At 69.1% G+C, this 18665-nt stretch carries 15 protein-coding genes; all 15 read left to right on the forward strand.

Going from position 1 to position 18665, the window contains the following annotated elements:
• Nucleotides 1–3 precede the first annotated feature (3 nt).
• The 15 genes from ACFSCU_RS05915 to ACFSCU_RS05985 all read left to right on the forward strand — a co-directional run bounded on the left by ACFSCU_RS05915 (nucleotide 4) and on the right by ACFSCU_RS05985 (nucleotide 18617).
• A complete protein-coding gene (locus tag ACFSCU_RS05915) occupies nucleotides 4–723 on the forward strand; it encodes a DUF3306 domain-containing protein (protein WP_180550917.1) in 720 nt (239 codons plus the stop codon).
• The gene (locus tag ACFSCU_RS05920; protein WP_377560262.1) at nucleotides 683–2785 is read left to right on the forward strand and encodes a 4Fe-4S binding protein; all 2103 of its coding nucleotides are present in this window, start codon (nucleotides 683–685) and stop codon (nucleotides 2783–2785) included. Before ACFSCU_RS05915 ends, ACFSCU_RS05920 begins: the two co-directional genes overlap by 41 nt.
• Nucleotides 2782–3399: a TorD/DmsD family molecular chaperone gene (locus tag ACFSCU_RS05925; protein WP_333707029.1), complete on the forward strand. Its 618-nt coding sequence runs from the start codon at nucleotides 2782–2784 to the stop codon at nucleotides 3397–3399. Before ACFSCU_RS05920 ends, ACFSCU_RS05925 begins: the two co-directional genes overlap by 4 nt.
• Before the next feature lie 232 nt (nucleotides 3400–3631).
• A complete protein-coding gene (locus ACFSCU_RS05930) occupies nucleotides 3632–3847 on the forward strand; it encodes a formate dehydrogenase (protein WP_180550918.1) in 216 nt (71 codons plus the stop codon).
• Nucleotides 3848–3896: 49 nt separating this feature from the next.
• Complete coding sequence (locus tag ACFSCU_RS05935) at nucleotides 3897–6866, forward strand: formate dehydrogenase subunit alpha (protein ID WP_377560149.1); 2970 nt, start codon at nucleotides 3897–3899, stop codon at nucleotides 6864–6866.
• 10 nt (nucleotides 6867–6876) lie between these two features.
• Nucleotides 6877–7494, forward strand: a complete 618-nt coding sequence (gene fdh3B / locus ACFSCU_RS05940) for a formate dehydrogenase FDH3 subunit beta (RefSeq protein WP_180550919.1) — start codon at nucleotides 6877–6879, stop codon at nucleotides 7492–7494.
• The gene (locus ACFSCU_RS05945) at nucleotides 7491–7727 is read left to right on the forward strand and encodes a hypothetical protein (RefSeq protein ID WP_333707026.1); all 237 of its coding nucleotides are present in this window, start codon (nucleotides 7491–7493) and stop codon (nucleotides 7725–7727) included. Before fdh3B ends, ACFSCU_RS05945 begins: the two co-directional genes overlap by 4 nt.
• Before the next feature lie 11 nt (nucleotides 7728–7738).
• On the forward strand, nucleotides 7739–9004 hold the full coding sequence (locus ACFSCU_RS05950) for a formate dehydrogenase subunit gamma (protein ID WP_180551820.1): 1266 nt from the start codon (nucleotides 7739–7741) through the stop codon (nucleotides 9002–9004).
• Between the two features lie 14 nt (nucleotides 9005–9018).
• Nucleotides 9019–9447, forward strand: coding sequence for a hypothetical protein (locus ACFSCU_RS05955; protein ID WP_180550920.1), 429 nt, complete (start codon nucleotides 9019–9021; stop codon nucleotides 9445–9447).
• A gap of 81 nt (nucleotides 9448–9528) precedes the next feature.
• A complete protein-coding gene (locus tag ACFSCU_RS05960) occupies nucleotides 9529–10392 on the forward strand; it encodes a formate dehydrogenase accessory sulfurtransferase FdhD (RefSeq protein ID WP_180550921.1) in 864 nt (287 codons plus the stop codon).
• 136 nt (nucleotides 10393–10528) lie between these two features.
• Nucleotides 10529–13051: an ABC transporter permease gene (locus ACFSCU_RS05965; protein ID WP_180550922.1), complete on the forward strand. Its 2523-nt coding sequence runs from the start codon at nucleotides 10529–10531 to the stop codon at nucleotides 13049–13051.
• Nucleotides 13052–13272: 221 nt separating this feature from the next.
• Nucleotides 13273–15366, forward strand: a complete 2094-nt coding sequence (locus ACFSCU_RS05970; protein ID WP_257645800.1) for a bifunctional 2',3'-cyclic-nucleotide 2'-phosphodiesterase/3'-nucleotidase — start codon at nucleotides 13273–13275, stop codon at nucleotides 15364–15366.
• A 145-nt stretch (nucleotides 15367–15511) separates the two neighbouring features.
• Nucleotides 15512–16741, forward strand: coding sequence for a patatin-like phospholipase family protein (locus ACFSCU_RS05975; RefSeq protein WP_180550924.1), 1230 nt, complete (start codon nucleotides 15512–15514; stop codon nucleotides 16739–16741).
• A gap of 99 nt (nucleotides 16742–16840) precedes the next feature.
• Nucleotides 16841–17233, forward strand: coding sequence for a group II truncated hemoglobin (locus tag ACFSCU_RS05980; protein WP_180550925.1), 393 nt, complete (start codon nucleotides 16841–16843; stop codon nucleotides 17231–17233).
• Between the two features lie 142 nt (nucleotides 17234–17375).
• Nucleotides 17376–18617: an MFS transporter gene (locus ACFSCU_RS05985; protein WP_377560151.1), complete on the forward strand. Its 1242-nt coding sequence runs from the start codon at nucleotides 17376–17378 to the stop codon at nucleotides 18615–18617.
• Nucleotides 18618–18665 lie beyond the last annotated feature (48 nt).

Here is an 18665-nt window from a genome sequence, read left to right on the forward strand (position 1 = left end):
GCGATGAGCGACGAGCAGAGCGACGGATTCCTGGGCCGCTGGTCGCGCCGCAAGGTGCAGGCGCGCACCGGGCAGCCGCTGGCCGAGCCAAGCGTGCCGCCGGTGGCGGCTGTGCCGGCACCGGCGCCTGCGGTCGATGACCTGGAGGTTTCCGAGTCCAATCGGCCTCCAGAGCTCGTTGATACTTCGCAGGCAGCTATCAATAATGAAGCAAAAGAGCCCGCGCCAGCACCGACGCTGGACGACGTGAAGGCGCTCACCATCGATTCCGACTTCAAGCCCTTCGTGGCGCGCAGCGTGACGCCTGAGGTGCGCAACGCTGCCTTCAAGAAGCTGTTTGCCGATCCGCACTTCAACGTGATGGACGGGCTGGACATCTACATCGACGACTACACCCAGCCCGATCCGCTGCCCGCCAGCATGCTCAAGCAGATGGCGAGCGCGAAGTTTCTGCGCCTGGTCGAGGACGAACCCGAGGTGCCGGGCGATGCGCCCGCGGCCGACGAACCGCCCGTGGCCCAGGTGCCCGCGGAGGGCGCGGCCGAGCAACCCCGCGCCGATGCGGCCGAGGGCGATGTGGCACAGTCCGACGCATGCAAAGATTTGCCTATGTCGGCCCCGCTGGCCGAACCCACGGGGGCGCCCGCCGATGCGCACCCTGATCTGCGATTGCAACCAGACGATGCCGCTCGATGCGAAGCGGATCGGCCTGGCGCTGCATGAGGAGCTGACCCCGCATTCCACGCTGTGCCGCCGCGAGGCGCCGGCGTTTCAGCGCGCGCTGCAGGGCGGCGAGTCACTGGTGGTGGCCTGCACGCAGGAGCAGCGCCTGTTCGCCGAACTGGCCGACCAGACCGAGGGTGCGCGCACTTCGGTGATCCGCTTCGTCAACATCCGCGAAACCGGTGGCTGGAGCCGCGACGCGAAACAGGCCACGCCCAAGATCGCCGCGCTGCTGGCGGCCGCGCGACTGCCCGATCCCGAGCCGGTGCCCACGGTGAACTACCAGAGCGCCGGCCGCCTGCTCATCATCGGCGCGCTCGACGACGCCGAGCGCGCCGCCGCGCTGGTGCAGGACGTGCTGGACGTGACGCTGTTCACCACCGGCCCCGGCAACGCCGGCGGTGCGCAGGCGCGGCGCTGGCCGGTACTGGGCGGGCAGCTGAAATCGCTGAAAGGCTGGCTGGGCGCGTTCGACGTCGAATGGTCGGCCAGCAACCCGATCGACCTGGACCTGTGCACGCGCTGCAATGCCTGCGTGGCCGTGTGCCCCGAGAACGCCATCGGGCTCGACTACCAGATCGACCTGGCGGCCTGCAAGTCGCACCGGGCCTGCGTGGCCGCCTGTACTGCGGCGGGTGCTATCGATTTTGACAGGCCGGCGAATCTTCAGCAGGAGCGCTTCGACCTGATCCTGGACCTGCGCGCACCCGACGCCACGCCGACCTTCCTGCAGCACGCGCCGCCGCAGGGTTATCTAAGGGGGGACGGGCGCGACGCCGGCACGCTGCTGAAGCTGCGCGAGCTGGTGGGCGAGTTCGAGAAGCCGCGCTTCGTGCAATACAAGCCCGCCATCTGCGCCCATGCGCGCAACGAACAGGTGGGTTGCAGCGCCTGCATCGACATCTGCTCGGCCGAGGCGATCAGCAGCGAGAAATCGCAGAACCGCGTAAAGGTCAACTTCAACCTGTGCGTGGGCTGCGGCGCCTGCACCACCGTGTGCCCCACGGGCGCCATCACCTACGCCTACCCGCGGGCGCCGGAGCAGGGCGCGCGCATCAAGACCCTGCTGTCCACCTACGCCGCGGCCGGCGGGCAAGGCGCTGTGCTGTTGCTGCACAGCCAGGACAAGGGCCAGGCGCTGATCGACGAGCTGGGCCGCGCCGCGCAGCTCAAGCTGATGCACGGCGTGCCGCACAACGTGCTGCCGCTGGCGCTGTGGCACACGGCCAGCCTGGGGATCGACGTGTGGCTCGCCGCCGTCGCCTGGGGCGCCCAGCAGGTGGTGGTGCTGACCACCGACGAGGAGGCGCCGCAGTATCTGGACGGCGTGCAGGCCCAGATGGACGTGGCCCAGGCGCTGCTGAACGGCCTGGGCTACAGCGGCACGCACCTGAAGCTGCTGCGCGCCAGGACGCCGCAGGATCTGGACCACGCGCTTCAAAACCTGAAGCAGACACAGCAGCGCACGCCGCGCGAGCCGGCGCGCTTTGCCTTGGTGCCCGAAAAGCGCAGCACGCTGGAACTGGCGCTGGATCACCTGATCGCGCAGTCGCCCTTGAAGGCCGCCGAGCGGCCCGAGGCCATCGCGCTGCCTGCCGCATCGCCCCTTGGCGCCGTGGTGGTCGACCAGGCCAAGTGCACGCTGTGCCTGTCCTGCGTCAACGCCTGCCCGGCCGCGGCCCTGCAGGACAACGAGGAGCGGCCGGAGCTGCGCTTCATCGAGAAGAACTGCGTGCAGTGCGGCCTGTGCGTGAGCACCTGCCCCGAGGATGCGATGGCGCTGCTGCCGCGCCTGTCGCTGGCGCCCGAGCGGCGGCAGCCACGCGTGTTGAACGCGGCCCAGCCCTACGGTTGCATCCGCTGCGGCAGACCCTTCGGCACCGTGCAGGCCATCGAGGCCATGCTGGGGCGACTGGCCGGGCACGCCATGTTCCAGGGCGCGGCGCTGGAGCGCCTGAAGATGTGCGCCGACTGCCGCGTGATCGACATCTATTCGGCCGACAACGAAGTCGGCATCGACGACGTGGCCGATGGCCGCAACCTGCAGGGGTGGAAGCCATGAGCGAGCTGCATCTGTCCGACGAAGGGCTCGACGAGGAAATCGCCCGCGCCGAGGTTTATGGGCTGCTGGCGCAGCTGTACCAGGCGCCGCCAGCGCCTGACTTGCTGGCCAACCTGCGCGTGGCCGTGACCGAGGCACCGACCGCCGGCGGCTTTCTCGAAGAGCCCTGGCGCCAGGTGGTGGGGGCGGCGCGCGCGCAGACCGATGCGCAGATCGCCGATGAGTACGACGCGCTGTTCGGCGGCGTCGGCAAGCCCGAGGTGCTGCTGTTCGGCTCGCACTACCTCAGCGGTTTTCTGAACGACAAGCCGCTGGCCCAGCTGCGCACCGACCTGGCGCAACTGGGGTTGACGCGCGACGAGGCCCTGGCCGAGACGGAAGACCACATCGCCTACCTGTGCGAGGTGATGCGCTACCTGATTGCCGGCGACGACGTGGCCGTGGCCAACCTGACGCAGCAGCAGCGCTTCTTTGCCACGCACCTGCAACCCTGGGCGGATCGCCTGTGCGACGACCTGGCGGCGCACCCGGCGGCGCGCTTCTACCGCGCGGTCGCCCAGTTCACCCGTGCGTTCATCAGCGTCGAGGCGCAGGGCTTCGATCTGACGGCCTGAAAGGTACTGTCCAACGACGCTTTGCGGTACCGTTGAATCATTTGGGTTGTTTGCGCAGCTGTGGCCGGCGCGAGTTGCTATCAATTGAAAAGCGCTGTCAAACCTATAGACGTTGTTCGCGCTCGGGTTTACACCGACCCGCCGTCGGGGGGCTCGTATATCATTCGCCGTACCAACCCATGTATCAGATTGCATAGGTACGCCTGCGCAGTCCACCACGAGGATCATCGCCATGTCCCGTTCCAACACCGATCACAAGCTCTCGCGCCGCGTGCTGTTTGCCGGCGCCGGTACCGCCGGTGCAGTGGCAGCGGTGGCCGCCGTGCTGCCCGCCGTGCGCCAGCCGCAGGCCGCCGTGGCCGAGACGCCGCGCCAGCCGCCCGAGCGCGGCGGCGGCTACGTGCTGAGCGAGCACGTCAAGCAGTACTACAAGACCACGCGCCTCTGAGCGCCGGCGTCCCACCCGATTCCACCCCCGACCGCGTGAGGGTTCCCCCATGTTGCTGACCAAGAAATCCGGCGCCGCTGCAGGCGCTCCTGTCTCCTCGTCCTTCGTGCACCGCTTGCGCCATGGCCTGTCGCAGGCCGTGCCGACGATGGACCGCCGCGCCTTCCTGCGCCGCTCCGGCCTCGGCGTCGGCGCCGGACTGGCGGCCACGCAGCTGACGCTGGTGAAAAAGGCCGACGCGGCCGGCGCCGCCAAGAGCATCGACGGCAGCGGCACCGTCGAGGTCAAGCGCACGGTGTGCACGCACTGCTCGGTCGGTTGCGCGTCGGATGCGGTGGTGGAGAACGGCGTCTGGGTGCGGCAGGAGCCGGTGTTCGATTCGCCCATCAACCTGGGCGCGCACTGCGCCAAGGGCGCCGCGCTGCGCGAGCACGGCCATGGCGAATACCGCCTGCGCTACCCGATGAAGCTGGTGAACGGCAAGTACCAGCGCATCAGCTGGGACGAGGCGCTGAACGAGATCAGCGCCCGCATGCTGGATCTGCGCAAGCAGAGCGGGCCCGACAGCCTCTACGTCATCGGCTCGTCGAAGCACAGCAACGAACAGGCCTACCTGCTGCGCAAATGGATGAGCTTCTGGGGCAGCAACAACTGCGACCACCAGGCGCGCATCTGCCACAGCACCACGGTGGCCGGCGTGGCCAACACCTGGGGCTACGGCGCCATGACCAACAGCTACAACGACATGCAGAACAGCAAGGTCGCGCTGTACATCGGCTCCAACGCCGCCGAGGCCCACCCGGTGTCGATGCTGCACATGCTGCACAGCAAGGAAACCGGCTGCAAGATGATCGTGGTCGACCCGCGCTTCACCCGCACGGCCGCCAAGGCCGACGAGTACGTGCGCATCCGCTCGGGCTCCGACATCCCGTTCCTGTTCGGCCTGCTGTACCACATCTTCAAGAACGGCTGGGAAGACAAGCAGTACATCCATGATCGCGTGTTCGGCATGGACAAGGTGCGCGAGGACGTGCTGGCCAAGTGGACGCCCGACAAGGTCGAGGAGGCCTGCGGCGTGCCCGAGGCGCAGATGATCAAGGTGGCCACCATGCTGCACGAGAGCAAGCCCGGCACCATCGTCTGGTGCATGGGCCAGACGCAGCACACCATCGGCAACGCCATGGTGCGCGCCTCGTGCATCCTTCAGCTGGCGCTGGGCAACGTGGGCGTGTCGGGCGGCGGCGCCAACATCTTCCGCGGCCACGACAACGTGCAGGGCGCCACCGACGTCGGCCCCAACCCCGATTCGCTGCCCGGCTACTACGGCCTGGCCGAAGGCTCGTGGAAGCACTTCGCCGCCACCTGGGGCGTCGACTTCGAGTGGATCAAGAAACAGTACGCCAGCCCGGCGATGCTGACCAAGAGCGGCATCACCGTCAGCCGCTGGATCGACGGCATCCTGGAGAAGAACGAACTGATCGACCAGGAAAGCAACATCCGCGGCGTGCTGTTCTGGGGCCATGCGCCCAACTCGCAGACCCGTGGCCTGGAAATGAAGAAGGCCATGGACAAGCTGGATCTGCTGGTGGTGATCGACCCCTACCCGTCGGCCACCGCCGCCATGGCGGCCATGACCAGCGCGCCGGGCGACCTCAACCCCAACCGCGCCGTCTACCTGCTGCCGGCCTGCACGCAGTTCGAGACCAGCGGCTCCGCCACCGCATCCAACCGCTCGCTGCAGTGGCGCGAGAAGGTCATCGAGCCGCTGTGGGAAAGCCGCAGCGACCACATGATCATGTACCAGCTGGCGCAGAAGTTAGGCTTCGACAAGGAGCTGTGCAAGAACTACGCGATGCAGAAGGTCAAGGGCCTGGACGAGCCCGTGCCCGAGGACATCCTGCGCGAGATCAACAAGTGCGTGTGGACCATCGGCTACACCGGCCAGAGCCCCGAGCGCCTGAAGGCCCACATGAAGCACATGGGCTCGTTCGACGTCAAGACGCTCAAGTTCAAGGGCAGCGCCAAGGACGAGGTCTCTGGCGTGGACCTGACCGGCGACTACTTCGGCCTGCCGTGGCCGTGCTGGGGCACGCCCGAGATGCGGCACCCCGGCTCGCCCAACCTGTACGACACCAGCAAGCACGTGATGGACGGCGGCGGCAACTTCCGCGCCAACTTCGGCGTGGAGCGCGACGGCGTCAGCCTGCTGGCCGAGGACGGCTCGCACTCGCTGGGCGCCGACATCACCACCGGCTATCCCGAGTTCGACCATGTGCTGCTGAAGAAGCTCGGCTGGTGGGGCGAACTCACGCCCGACGAGCAGGCCAAGGCCGAGGGCAAGAACTGGAAGACCGACCCCACGGGCGCCATCATCCGCGTGGTGATGAAGAACCACGGCTGCCACCCCTTCGGCAACGCCAAGGCGCGTGCGGTGGTGTGGAACTTCCCCGACCCGATCCCGCAGCACCGCGAGCCGCTGTACGGCACCCGGCCCGACCTGATGGCCAAGTACCCGACGCACGACGACAAGCGCGCGTTCTGGCGCCTGCCCACCCTCTACAAGAGCGTGCAGGACAAGAACATCGCCGACGGGCTGGACAAGAAGTTTCCGCTCATCCTCACCTCGGGCCGCCTGGTCGAGTACGAAGGTGGTGGCGAGGAAACCCGCTCCAACCCCTGGCTGGCCGAGTTGCAGCAGGAAGCGTTCGTGGAAATCAACCCCAAGACCGCTGCCGACCGTGGCATTCGCAACGGCAGCCGCGTGTGGCTCAGCACCCCCACGGGCGCGCGCCTGAATGTGCAGGCCCTGGTGACCGAGCGCGTAGCGCCCGACACCTGCTGGATGCCATACAGCTTCTCAGGCCGCTGGCAGGGCGCCGACATGCTGGCGTATTACCCCAAGGGGGCAGCGCCTCTGGTGCGTGGCGAGGCCGTGAACACCGCGACAACGTATGGCTACGACGTCGTGACCATGATGCAAGAAACCAAGACCACGATCTGCAACGTGGAACGCGCATAAGGAGGCAGCGATGGCACGGATGAAATTCATTTGCGACGCGGAGCGTTGCATCGAGTGCAACAGCTGCGTGACGGCGTGCAAGAACGAGCACGAGGTGCCCTGGGGTGTGAACCGCCGCCGCGTGGTCACCCTCAACGACGGCGTGCCGGGCGAGAAGTCGATCTCGGTCGCCTGCATGCATTGCTCCGACGCGCCCTGCATGGCGGTCTGCCCGGTCAACTGCTTCTACCGCACCGACGAGGGCGTGGTGCTGCACGACAAGGACGTGTGCATCGGCTGCGGCTACTGCAGCTACGCCTGCCCGTTCGGCGCGCCGCAGTTCCCCAGCAAGGGCACCTTCGGCGTGCGCGGCAAGATGGACAAGTGCACCTTCTGCGCCGGCGGCCCCGAGAAGAACGGCAGCCAGGCCGAGTTCGAGAAATACGGCCGCAACCGCCTGGCCGAGGGCAAGCTGCCCGCCTGCGCCGAGATGTGCTCGACCAAGGCCTTGCTGGCCGGCGACGGCGACATGGTGGCCGACATCTTCCGCACCCGCGTGCTCAGCCGCGGCAAGGGCGCCGAGGTGTGGGGCTGGGGCACGGCCTACGGCAACCAGAAGGGCGCCAAGCCCGAAGGAGCGAAATCATGAAAAGCCTGACCTGGACTCTGGCCGCCGTGGCCATGGTCGCGCTGGCCGCCTGCGGCGAGAAGCCGCAGGAGCAGACCGGTGCCAAGGCCGACAGCGCCGCCTTCAAGGGCACGGGCGTGGCGTCGTTCACCCAACCGGGCTGGACGGCGGGTGACGCCAACAGCTGGCAGCAGCAGTTGCGCGCGCGCGGGCAGTACGGCCAGAACGAATACAACCGCGCGTCGTCCAGGTAAGGGGGTCGACCATGCGACTCATCCCGTTTCTTCGAGCCGGTGCGCTGGCCCTGGGCCTGATCGGCGGCGCCTGGGCGCAGTCGGCGCCCGAGGCCGCCGCCGCTGCAGAGGCCGCGGCATCTGCAGCCGTGACGGCGGCTTCGGCCTCCGCTCCGGCGGCACAGCCCAGCTTCAGCCCAAGCCCCGCGGCCACCACCGCGGCACCGGCCATGGGCGGCATCCGAAGTGCCAACATCTTCGAGATCGCGCCCGGCGCCGCGTCCGACCCCGACTACGGCCAGCAGACCAATGCCGAGCGCAACCGCGTCCAGCCCGGCAACAACGCACCCATGTGGCGCGCGGTGGGCAGCGGCGTCACCGGCTACAGCAGCCTGCCGGTGTCGCAGGCGCCCGAAGCCGGCAACCTGATCCAGCCCATGGTGCAGTACCCCGGTTCGCGCTTCACCACGGCGGGCGAAGCCTGGCGCCAGGTGCGCAACAACTGGCTGATCCCGTACGGCGGCTCGCTGGTGCTGATCGCGCTGGTCGCGCTGGCGATCCTGTACTTCGCCAAGGGCAGCCTGGGGCAGGCCCGCAACGACGGCCCGCCGGTGATCGAACGCTTCACGCCGTTCGAGCGCTCGGCCCACTGGCTCAACGCCATCGCCTTCGTGCTGCTGGCGGTGTCCGGCATCGTCATGGCCTTCGGCAAGTTCTTCCTGCAGCCGGTGCTGGGCCTGCACCTGTTCGGCTGGCTGAGCTACCTGCTCAAGAACATCCACAACTTCGCCGGCCCGCTGTTCGCCGTGTCGCTGGTGATCGTGCTCATCACCTTCCTGAAGGACAACATCGCCAGCATCTGGGATCTGCTGTGGCTGAAGAACGCCGGCGGCATGTTCGGCGGCAAGCAGGTGCCTTCGCACCGCTTCAACCCGGCTGAGAAAGGCATGTACTGGTGGGGCATGTTCTTCCCCGGCCTGCTCGCCGTCGTTTCGGGCCTGGTGCTGGACAAGCTCATCCCCGGCCTGGGCATTACCCGCGGCGAGATGCAGATTGCCCACATGATCCACCTGGTGGCCACCGTCATCATGATGTCGATGGTGTTCGGCCACATCTACATGGGCACGCTGGGCGTGCGCGGTGCCTACAAGGCCATGCGCACCGGCTGGGTCGACGAGGAATGGGCCAAGGAACACCACGAGCTGTGGTACGACGACATCGTGGCCGGCAAGATTCCGGCGCAGCGTTCGGGGCAGGGTGCATCGGCCCAGCCGCCCGTGCAGACCGCCTCCGTGTGAAAGAGATCGGCACCATGAAGAAACACCTGTTGATGATCGCCGCGCTGGCACTGTGCGGCGCAGCCAGCGCCAAGCTGCCACCGCTCAGCGCCGAGGCCAAGGCCAAGGCCGACGAGGCCGCTGCGCGCACCGCGTGGCAGGGCAAGGTCGATGCCTACAAGCTGTGCCAGGCGCAGGACCGCGTCGCCGCGCGCTACCGCGCCAGCGTGCCCGCGGGGCGCCCGGCGCCGGGCGAGGTGGTGGGCACGCCCGCGTGCACCGATCCGGGCCCGTTCGTCTACACGCCGCCGCAGGCCAAGCCGATCGAGCAGGCGGGCGCGCATTCGCCCGCCGCCACCGCCGCCACGCCGCCGGTGACCACGCCGCAGACCCAGGCCGAGGTGAAGACCCAGGCGGCACCTGCCACCGCGCCCGCCAGCGCCGCGTCGGCTGCCAAGCCCTGATTGGTCGCGCGGCTCCGCGCACTCGCTACACTGACCCAGGCCACCCGGGCTGCCCGGCGTGGCCTGTTTCGCTTCTGAACGATGAACCCTGATCGACCGGAATTCCCCCAGCCGCACCTGACCCAGGCCAGCGCCCCGCTGACCGAGCGCGTTCTGGCCATCGACGAGCATGGTCAGGCCGCCGAGGTGTCGATTCCGGCCGAGCGCGCGCTGACGGTGTACGTCGACAAGCGCGAACTGGTCACGCTGATGACGCTGGGCGCGCACCCCGAATGGCTGGTGCTGGGCTACCTGCGCAACCAGCGCCTGATCGGCGCGCTGGCCGAGGTCGAGTCGATCACGGTGGATTGGGAAGTCGGCGCTGCCTCCGTGAAGACGCGCCACGGCATCGATCGCATCGAGGAGCGCACGGCGCAGCGCGTGGTCACCACCGGCTGCGGGCAGGGCAGCGTGTTCGGCGACCTGATGGCCGACCTGGACAGCATCCACCTGGGCGACGCCACGCTGACGCAGGCGCAGCTCTACGGCCTGCTCAACGCCATCCGCCTGCAGGAGAGCACGTACAAGTCCGCCGGCTCGGTGCACGGCTGCGCGCTGTTCGCGGGCGAGCGCATGCTGATCTTCGTCGAGGACGTGGGCCGCCACAACGCCATCGACACCATCGCCGGCTGGATGTGGCTGCAAGGCGCCGCCACGCAGCGCGGCAGCGACAAGGTGTTCTACACCACCGGCCGCCTGACCAGCGAGATGGTCATCAAGTCGGCGCAGATGGGCGTGCCCATCGTCGTCTCGCGCAGCGGCATCACGCAAATGGGGCTGCACGTGGCCAAGCGCCTGGGGCTGTGCGCCATCGGGCGGGCGATGAACAAGCGCTTCATCTGCTACAGCGCGCCCGAGCGGCTGCAATGGCAGCCGGAGCTGGCGGCGCCATCGTCTCAAAATTGATAGTTGGTTGCGCTCGCCAATGCTTGTTTTCAAATGATTTCGTTCTGAAATCATTGATGGACGGGCGCAGGCAGCTATCAAAAAAGAAGTCTTCGCCCCCGTCACGCCCCGCGCCCGCATGCGCTAAGGTTGCCCCATGAACACCTCCTTCTGGTCCCTCGGCTGGCGCACGCTGTGGCGCGACCTGCGCGCGGGCGAACTGCGGCTGCTGATGGTGGCCGTGACCCTGGCCGTGGCGGCGCTGACCAGCGTGGGCTTTTTCTCCGACCGGCTGCAGGGCGGCCTGCAGCGCGACGCACGCCAGCTGCTGGGCGGCGACGCCGTGGTGGTCAGCGACAACCCGCCCGCCGCCGCCTGGACGCAGCGCGCCGAGCAGCTCGGCCTGCGGCATGCGCTGAACCTGACCTTTCCCACCATGGGCCGCGCGCCCGACGCGCAGGGCGGCGCCACGCGGCTGGTGGCGCTGAAGGCGGTCGATGCCGGCTACCCGCTGCGGGGCCAGATGCGCCTCGCGCGCAGCCCCACGGACCGCACCGGCGAGCCCACGCCAGACATCCCGGCGCGCGGCACCGCCTGGGTCGATGCGGCGCTGCTGGAGGCGCTGGGCTTGGCGCTGGGCGACACGCTGCTGCTGGGCGACGGCAGCTTCCGCATCGCGCAGTTGATCGCGCAGGAGCCCGACCGCGGCTCCGGCTTCATGACCTTCGCGCCGCGCGTGATGCTGCACGCCGCCGACCTGCCGGCCACCGGGCTGGTGCAGCCGGCCAGCCGCATCACCTACCGCCTCGCCGTGGCCGGCGATGAGCCAGCCGTGCGTCAGTTCATCACCTGGGCCGAGGCCGAGTTGAAGAACCCCGAGGTGCACGGCGTGCGGCTCGAGTCGCTCGACAGCGGCCGGCCCGAGATGATGCGCACGCTGGACCGGGCCGAGAAGTTCCTCAACCTCGTCGCGCTGCTGGCGGCGCTGCTGGCCGCCGTGGCGGTGGCGCTGGCCGCGCGCGGCTTCGCGTCGCGCCGGCTCGACGACTGCGCCATGCTGCGCGTGCTGGGCCTGCCGCAGCGCGCCATTGCGGGCGCGTATGCGGTCGAATTCGTGCTGGTCGGCCTGGCCGCCAGCGTGGCGGGCGTGCTGATCGGGTTTGCCGTGCACCACGTGTTCGTGGCGCTGCTGGCGGGGCTGGTCGAAACCGCGCTGCCGGCGCCCAGCGCCTGGCCGGTGCTGTTCGGGCTGGGCATCGGCCTGACGCTGCTCATCGCCTTCGGCCTGCCGCCCGTGCTGCAGCTGGCGCAGGTGCCGCCGCTGCGCGTGATCCGGCGCGACGTGGGCGCGCTGCGGCCGGCCTCGCTGGCGGTGCTGGCGCTGGGCGTGGCGGGCTTCGCGGCGCTGCTGGTGGCCGTCAGCGCCGATGTCACGCTGGGGCTGATCGCCGTCGGCGGCTTTGCCGGTGCCGTGGCCGTGTTTGCGCTGCTGTCGTGGGGCGCGGTGCGGCTGCTGCGGGCCGTGGTCAACGAACAGACGGCGCCGCGCTGGCTGGTGCTGGCCACGCGGCAGATCTCGGCGCGGCCCGCTTACGCCGTGGTGCAGGTCAGCAGCCTGGCCGTGGGCCTGCTGGCGCTGGTGCTGCTGGTGCTGCTGCGCACCGACCTGATCGCCAGCTGGCGCGCCGCCACGCCGGCCGATGCGCCCAACCGCTTCGTCATCAACGTGATGCCCGACCAGGGCGAGGCCTTCCGTGCCACGCTCAAGGATGCGGGAGTGGCCAAGATGGACTGGTACCCGATGTTCCGCGGCCGCCTGGTGGCCATCAACGGCCAACCCATCAACCCGGACGACTTCACCGAGGAGCGCGCGCAGCGGCTGGTGGATCGTGAGTTCAACCTGTCGCACGCGGCCGATAAGCCGCCGCACAACGAGATCGCCGCCGGCCAGTGGCGCGCGGGCGAGGCGGGCGCCATCAGCGTCGAGACCGGCCTGGCCGAGACGCTGGGCCTGAAGCTGGGCGACACGATGACCTTCGACATCGCCGGCACGCCCACGGAGGGCCGGGTCACCTCGCTGCGCAAGGTCGACTGGGCCTCGATGCACGTCAACTTCTTCGTCATGTTCCCGCTGGCCGAGATGCCTGAGATGCCGATCACCTACATTGCCGCCTACCGCGCCCCCGACCAACCGGGCTTTGACAACGCCCTGGTGCGGCAGTTTCCGAACATCACCAACGTCGACATGAGCAGCACCATCGCGCAGGTGCAGCGCGTGCTGGACCAGGTGATCCGCGCGGTCGAATTCCTGTTCGGCTTCACGCTGGTGGCGGGGCTGATCGTGCTGTTTGCGGCCGTCAGCGCCACGCGCGAAGAGCGCGCGCGCGAGTTCGCCATCATGCGCGCCATGGGCGCCGGCAGCCGCCTGCTGGGCAGCGTGCAGCGCGCCGAGCTGGCCGGCGTGGGCCTGCTGGCCGGTTTTCTGGCCAGCGTGGTGGCCATCGGCGTGGGCTGGGCGATGGCGCGCTATGCCTTCGAGTTCAGCTGGACGGCGTCGCCCTGGGTGCCGCTGGCGGGCAGCGTTGTGGGCGCCGTGCTGGCGCTGATCGCCGGCTGGTGGGGCCTGCGCGAGGTGCTGCGGCGGCCGGTGGTGGAGACGCTGCGGCGCGCAGCAGAGTGAAGATTGCTATGTATTGAATAGCTGCTGGCGCTTGATGGACAAGGGCTGAGGGCCGAAATCACTCCAAATCGGGGGCGGCGAGCAGGGCCGTGTCATGAAGGGTTACATCATCGCCACCCCGGCTTCAACGCGCTGTCATGTGCGGTGGTCAGCATCCGGCTTTTATCCCAGCCCCGCGCGCCATGCCCCACGCTCATTCCTTTCTTGCCCGTCGCCCCTTCATGCTCTCGCTGCTCGTCGCCACCGCGCTGACCGCGTGCGGCGGCAGCGATGACGACACCCCGGCGCCCGCCGCGCAGAACGCCACCGCGCAACTGGCGCTGCTGAGCACCACCGACCTGCACTACTACGCGCGCAGCTACAACTACTACGCCGGCCGCGAAGACCCGTCCGTGGGCCTGGAGCGCACCGCCACGCTGATCCGCCAGGCGCGCGCCGAATTTCCGAACAACCTGCTGGTGGACAACGGTGACACCATCCAGGGCTCGGTGCTGGGCACCTACGAGGCGCAGGTCGCGCCCATCCCGCCCACGCAGCAGCTGACCATGTACCAGGCCATGGGCGTGCTGAAGTACGACGCCGGCGTGCTGGGCAACCACGAATTCAACTTCGGCCTGCCTTACCTGAGCCAGATTCTGGGCGGTGGCCTGGAGGTCGACGGTGTCGATCCGAAGATCGGCAGCAAGGACAAGGGCCCGGGCTTCCCAGTCGTCACGGCCAACGTCACCAGCCTGAAGACCGGCAAGCCGCTGGTCGACCCCTACGTCATCCTGGAGCGCAATCTGACCGCGACCCAGGAAGACGGCAAGACCGTCACGTTGCCGATCAGGATCGGCGTCATCGGCATCACCACCCCCGGCATCCTGAACTGGGACAAGGACAAGCTCGACGGCAAGGTCAGCACCCAGGACGGCCGCGACACCGCCGCCAAATACGTGCCCGAGGTGCGCGCCAAGGGGGCCGATCTGGTGTTCGTGCTGCTGCACGGCGGCATGAACGCCAATGGCTATGTCCCGCTGATGGAAAACCCCGGCCACTACATCACCAAGGACGTGCCGGGCATCGACGGCATCGTGATGGGCCATGAGCACGGCGTGTTCCCCGACCGCGGCGCCAACCCGGCCTACCGCTTCGACGGCGCCGACAACGCCAGGGGCACCGTCAACGGCGTGCCCGCCGTCATGCCCAGCTCGTGGGGCAAGGCGCTGGGTGTCATCAACTACGCGCTCAAGTGGGACGGCGCGGCGAAGAAGTGGTCGCCCGACACCGCCAGGACCGACGTGCAGGTGCGCAGCATCCAGACCGGCAGCAACCCCAACACCTACGTCGCGCCCGACGCCGCCGTGGCCGCCGCGGTTCAGCCGCTGCACGACAAGACCCGCGCCTACGTCGCCTCGCCCATTGGTACCAGCGATTTCCGCCTCAGCTCCATGTTTGCCGACGTGGGCGACGTCGGCGCGCTGCAGATCGTCAACCAGGCGCAGCAGGACTACGTGGCCCGCTACGTGAAGGCCAGCCTGCCGCAGTACGCGCACCTGCCGGTGCTGTCGGTCACCGCGCCGTTCAAGGCCGGCTACGCCAGTGCCACCGACTACACCGACGTCAAGGCCGGCACCATGACCGTGGCCGCCGCCGCCGACCTGTACCTGTACGACAACAACACCATCCACGCCGTCAAGGTGACGGGCGCGCAGATCAAACTGTGGCTGGAGAACGCGGCCCACCGCTTCAACCGCATCGACCCCACCAGCACCGCCGACCAGTGGCTCATCAACGACAGCAAGACCGGCGTGCAGCCCGGCTCGGCCTTCCCCGGCTACAACTACGACGTGTTCACCTCGCCCGACATCGGCTACGAGATCGACGTGACGCAGCCCACGTACAACGTCAACAACCCCGGCCAGGGCGGCGAACGCATCAAGAACCTGACCTACCAGGGCCAGCCCATGGACCCGGCGCAGGAATTCATCGTCGCCACCAACAACTACCGCGCCAACAGCAGCGCGCGCTACATCCTGGGCACGGGCCAAAGCTTCGACATCATCTGGGCCGCGCCCGACGCCAACCGCGAGGTGGTGCTGAACTACGTCAAGGCGCGGCAGAACATCACCCGCGCCGCCAACGGCGCCACCAGCAGCTGGCGCTTTGCCAGGGTGGCCACGGCGGGCAAGGTGCTGTTCAAGTCCGGCAAGGACGAACTCGGCGTGGCGCAGGCGGCGGGCCTGGCCAACGTCAGCGTCGACAGGGCCGACGACACCGGCGTCAACAACGGCACCGGCACCTACACGGTGTACCGCATCGACCTGGGCCAGTGAGCGTGGCCGATGAGTGGCCCGCGCGTGGCGCGGCGGCCACCAGCGTGCACCAGCTTGGTGAATTAGAGTCGGCGCTCTGTAGGCGAAGGCCGATAGTCAGGGTTAATGCCTAAGTCTTTCGGCTTGCATGTGGTCCACTGCTGCCATGAGTGACACCACCACCGAGACCTCGAAAATCATTCACCTTGCGCTGCAGGGCGGCGGCGCGCACGGCGCCTTCACCTGGGGCGTGCTGGACGCCCTGCTGATGGACGGCCGGCTGCGGCCCTCCGGCATCAGCGGCACCAGCGCGGGCGCCGTCAACGCCGTGGCGCTGGCCCACGGCTGGGCGCAGGCGCAGGCCGAGCGGCAGGACCCGTACGAAGGCGCCCGTGCGGCGCTGGCCCGCGTGTGGATGCGGGTGATGGAGCTGGGCGCCGCCAGCGAAAGCACCGCGCGCCTGACCCGGCTGATGATGGGCGCGCTGCCCGGCGCGCTGACGCGCTTTTCGCCCTATCAGACCAACCCGCTCGACATCAACCCGCTGCGCCAGCTGATCGAGCGCGAGATCGACTTCGACCGCCTGGGCCGGCTGCGCTCGCTGCGCGTGTACGTGGCCGCCACCGACGTGGAAACCGGTCGCGCCGAAATCTTCAGCGGCAAGCGCCTGACCGCGCAGGCGGTGATGGCCTCGGCCTGCCTGCCGCAGCTGTTCCAGGCGCCCGAGATCGACGGCAAGACCTACTGGGACGGCGGCTATTCGGCCAACCCGGCGCTCGGCCCGCTGGTGGCGCTGGGCGACTCCAGCGACATCCTGCTGGTGCAGATCAACCCGCTGCGGCGCGCCGGCAAGCCCACCTCGGCGGCCGAGATCACCGACCGCGCCAACGACCTGACCTTCAACGCCAGCCTGATCGCGCAGATGCGCACCATCGCGCTCGTCAACGAGCTTGTGGCCAGCGGCGTGGCGCGCGAGGGGCTGAAGCCCGTGCACATGCACCGCATCGACGGCGGCGCGGCGCTGGCCGGGATGCCGGCCTCCAGCAAGGTGACGCCGCAGCGCGCCACGCTGGAGAAGCTGTTCGAGCTGGGGCAGGAGAGCGCCAAGCGCTGGCTCAAGCGCAGCTTCGACGCCGTGGGCGTCAAGAGCAGCATCAACCTGCAGCGCGACTACGGCGACCCGCTGAAGCTGGAGTTCGAGCCGGCCGCCGATGCCGACGCCGAAGACCCCGATGGCGATGCGGCGCTGACGCATTTTCTGTGGTCGACCGAGGAGCAGGCGCACGCCGCCAGCACCGCGGCCGCCGCCACCGAGCGGGCCGTGCGCGCGGCCAACGGGCTGGCGGACCCGCCAGCCGCGGAAGGCGATGCACCCACGGCCGCGGCGCCAGCCTGAGCGCGCTGCGCCGCCTAGAATCGAAGGCTTGCATCCGGGTGCTGGTTGCTTCATTAAAGATAGCTGTCAGCGCCCGTCCCATAAGCGCTGGAGCCCGATTTGACTCAAGAAACCGACACCGCCACGCCGTTCGACTGGATCGGCGGCGAGCCGGCGGTGCGTGCGCTGGTCGAGCGCTTCTACGACCTGATGGACCTGGAGCCGCAATACGCCGCCGTGCGCGCCACCCACGGCAGCACGCTGGATGACGCGCGGCAGAAGCTGTTCTGGTTCCTGTGCGGCTGGCTCGGCGGGCCCGATCACTACATCGAACGCTTCGGCCACCCGCGCCTGCGCATGCGCCACCTGCCGTTCGCCATCGGCATCCGCGAGCGCGACGAATGGGTGCTGTGCATGGACCAGGCGATGCGCGAAACCGGCGTCGACGATGCGCTGCGCCAGCGCCTGAACCAGAGCTTCTTCCAGACGGCGGACTTCATGCGGAACAGATGACATCGCCGCTGAGTCGCCTGCGGCGCCACGTGCTCGTCCCTGCGGACGCCTTCGTGTTGTGGGAGCGGGCTTGCCCGCGATGCAGCGCTCGCGCACCGCGCGTGAGTCATCACCGTCAAGGCCGGTTCCACCGCAACTTGCCATGAGCGACCCAGCCGCACCGAAGCCACCCAGCGCCTGGTGGAGCCTGGCCGTCACCACCGCCATCCAGGCCATGGTGTCGATGGCGCTGCTCACGCTGCCGGCCATGGCGCCCGTGGCGGCGCAGGGGCTGGGCGTGCCGCCCGCGCTGGTGGGTGCCTACGTGGCGCTGTGCTATCTGGCGGCCATGCTGTCCAGCCTGATCGGTGGCACGCTGGTGCGGCGCCTGGGGGCCATCCGCGTGAGCCAGCTCGGGCTGGCGCTGTGCGCCATCGGCCTGCTGCTGTGCGCCGTGCCCTGGCTGCCGGCGGTGGCGCTGGGCGCGCTCTGCATCGGCGCGGGCTACGGGCCGATCACGCCGGCCAGCTCGCACCTGCTGGCGCTCACCACGCCGGCGCACCGCATGGCGCTGGTGTTCTCAATCAAGCAGACTGGCGTGCCTGCGGGCGGCATGCTGGCGGGTGCGCTGGTGCCGGGGCTGTCGCTGTGGCTCGGCTGGCAGGGCACGCTGGCCGTGGTGGCGGGGGTGTGCGCGGTGTGCGCCGTGCTGTCGCAGCCGCTGCGCGCGGCGCTGGATGCCGACCGCCAGCCCAGCCAGGCGCTGGCACTGGGCGCGCTGTTCAGGCCGGTGGGCATGGTGCTGGGGCACCGCTCGCTGGCCGTGCTGGCGGCGTGCTCGTTCCTGTTCTCGGCGGTGCAGGTGTCGGTGACGGCGTACATGGTCACCTACCTGAACGGGTCGCTGGGCATGACGCTGCTGGCCGCGGGCGCGGCGCTGTCGGTGTCGCAGCTGGCCGGCGTGGTCGGCCGCATCGCCTGGGGCGCCGTGGCCGACCGCGGCCTGGGGCCGCGCAACACGCTGATGCTGCTGGCCGTGCTGATGATCGTGGGCAGCGTGCTGACGGCGCTGCTGCAGCCGGGCTGGCCGACGGCGCTGATCTGGGCCATCGTTGCGCTGCTGGGTGCCTCGGCCATCGGCTGGAACGGCGTGTACCTGGCCACCGTGGCACGCCAGGCGCCGCCGGGGCAGGCGGCCACGGCCACGGGCGGCACGCTGATGTTCACCTTCATGGGCGTGGTGCTGGGCTCGCCGGCATTCGGTGCGCTGGCGGGCTTCAGCGGCAGCTACCGCCTCGCCTTCGCCGCGCTGGCGCTGCCGGCGGCACTGGCCTTGGGGCTGCTGCTGTGGCGGGCGAGGCAGGTGCGGCGCGAGGCGGCGCTGCAAGCCCCGGAGGCTGCCTAATAACCTGGTCATCCAGAAGTCTCATTCCATTTCCAATTCAATGCGTCA

It is taken from the genome of Ottowia beijingensis (genome assembly GCF_042680925.1).
GTDB classification, from domain to species: Bacteria; Pseudomonadota; Gammaproteobacteria; order Burkholderiales; family Burkholderiaceae_C; genus Ottowia; species Ottowia beijingensis.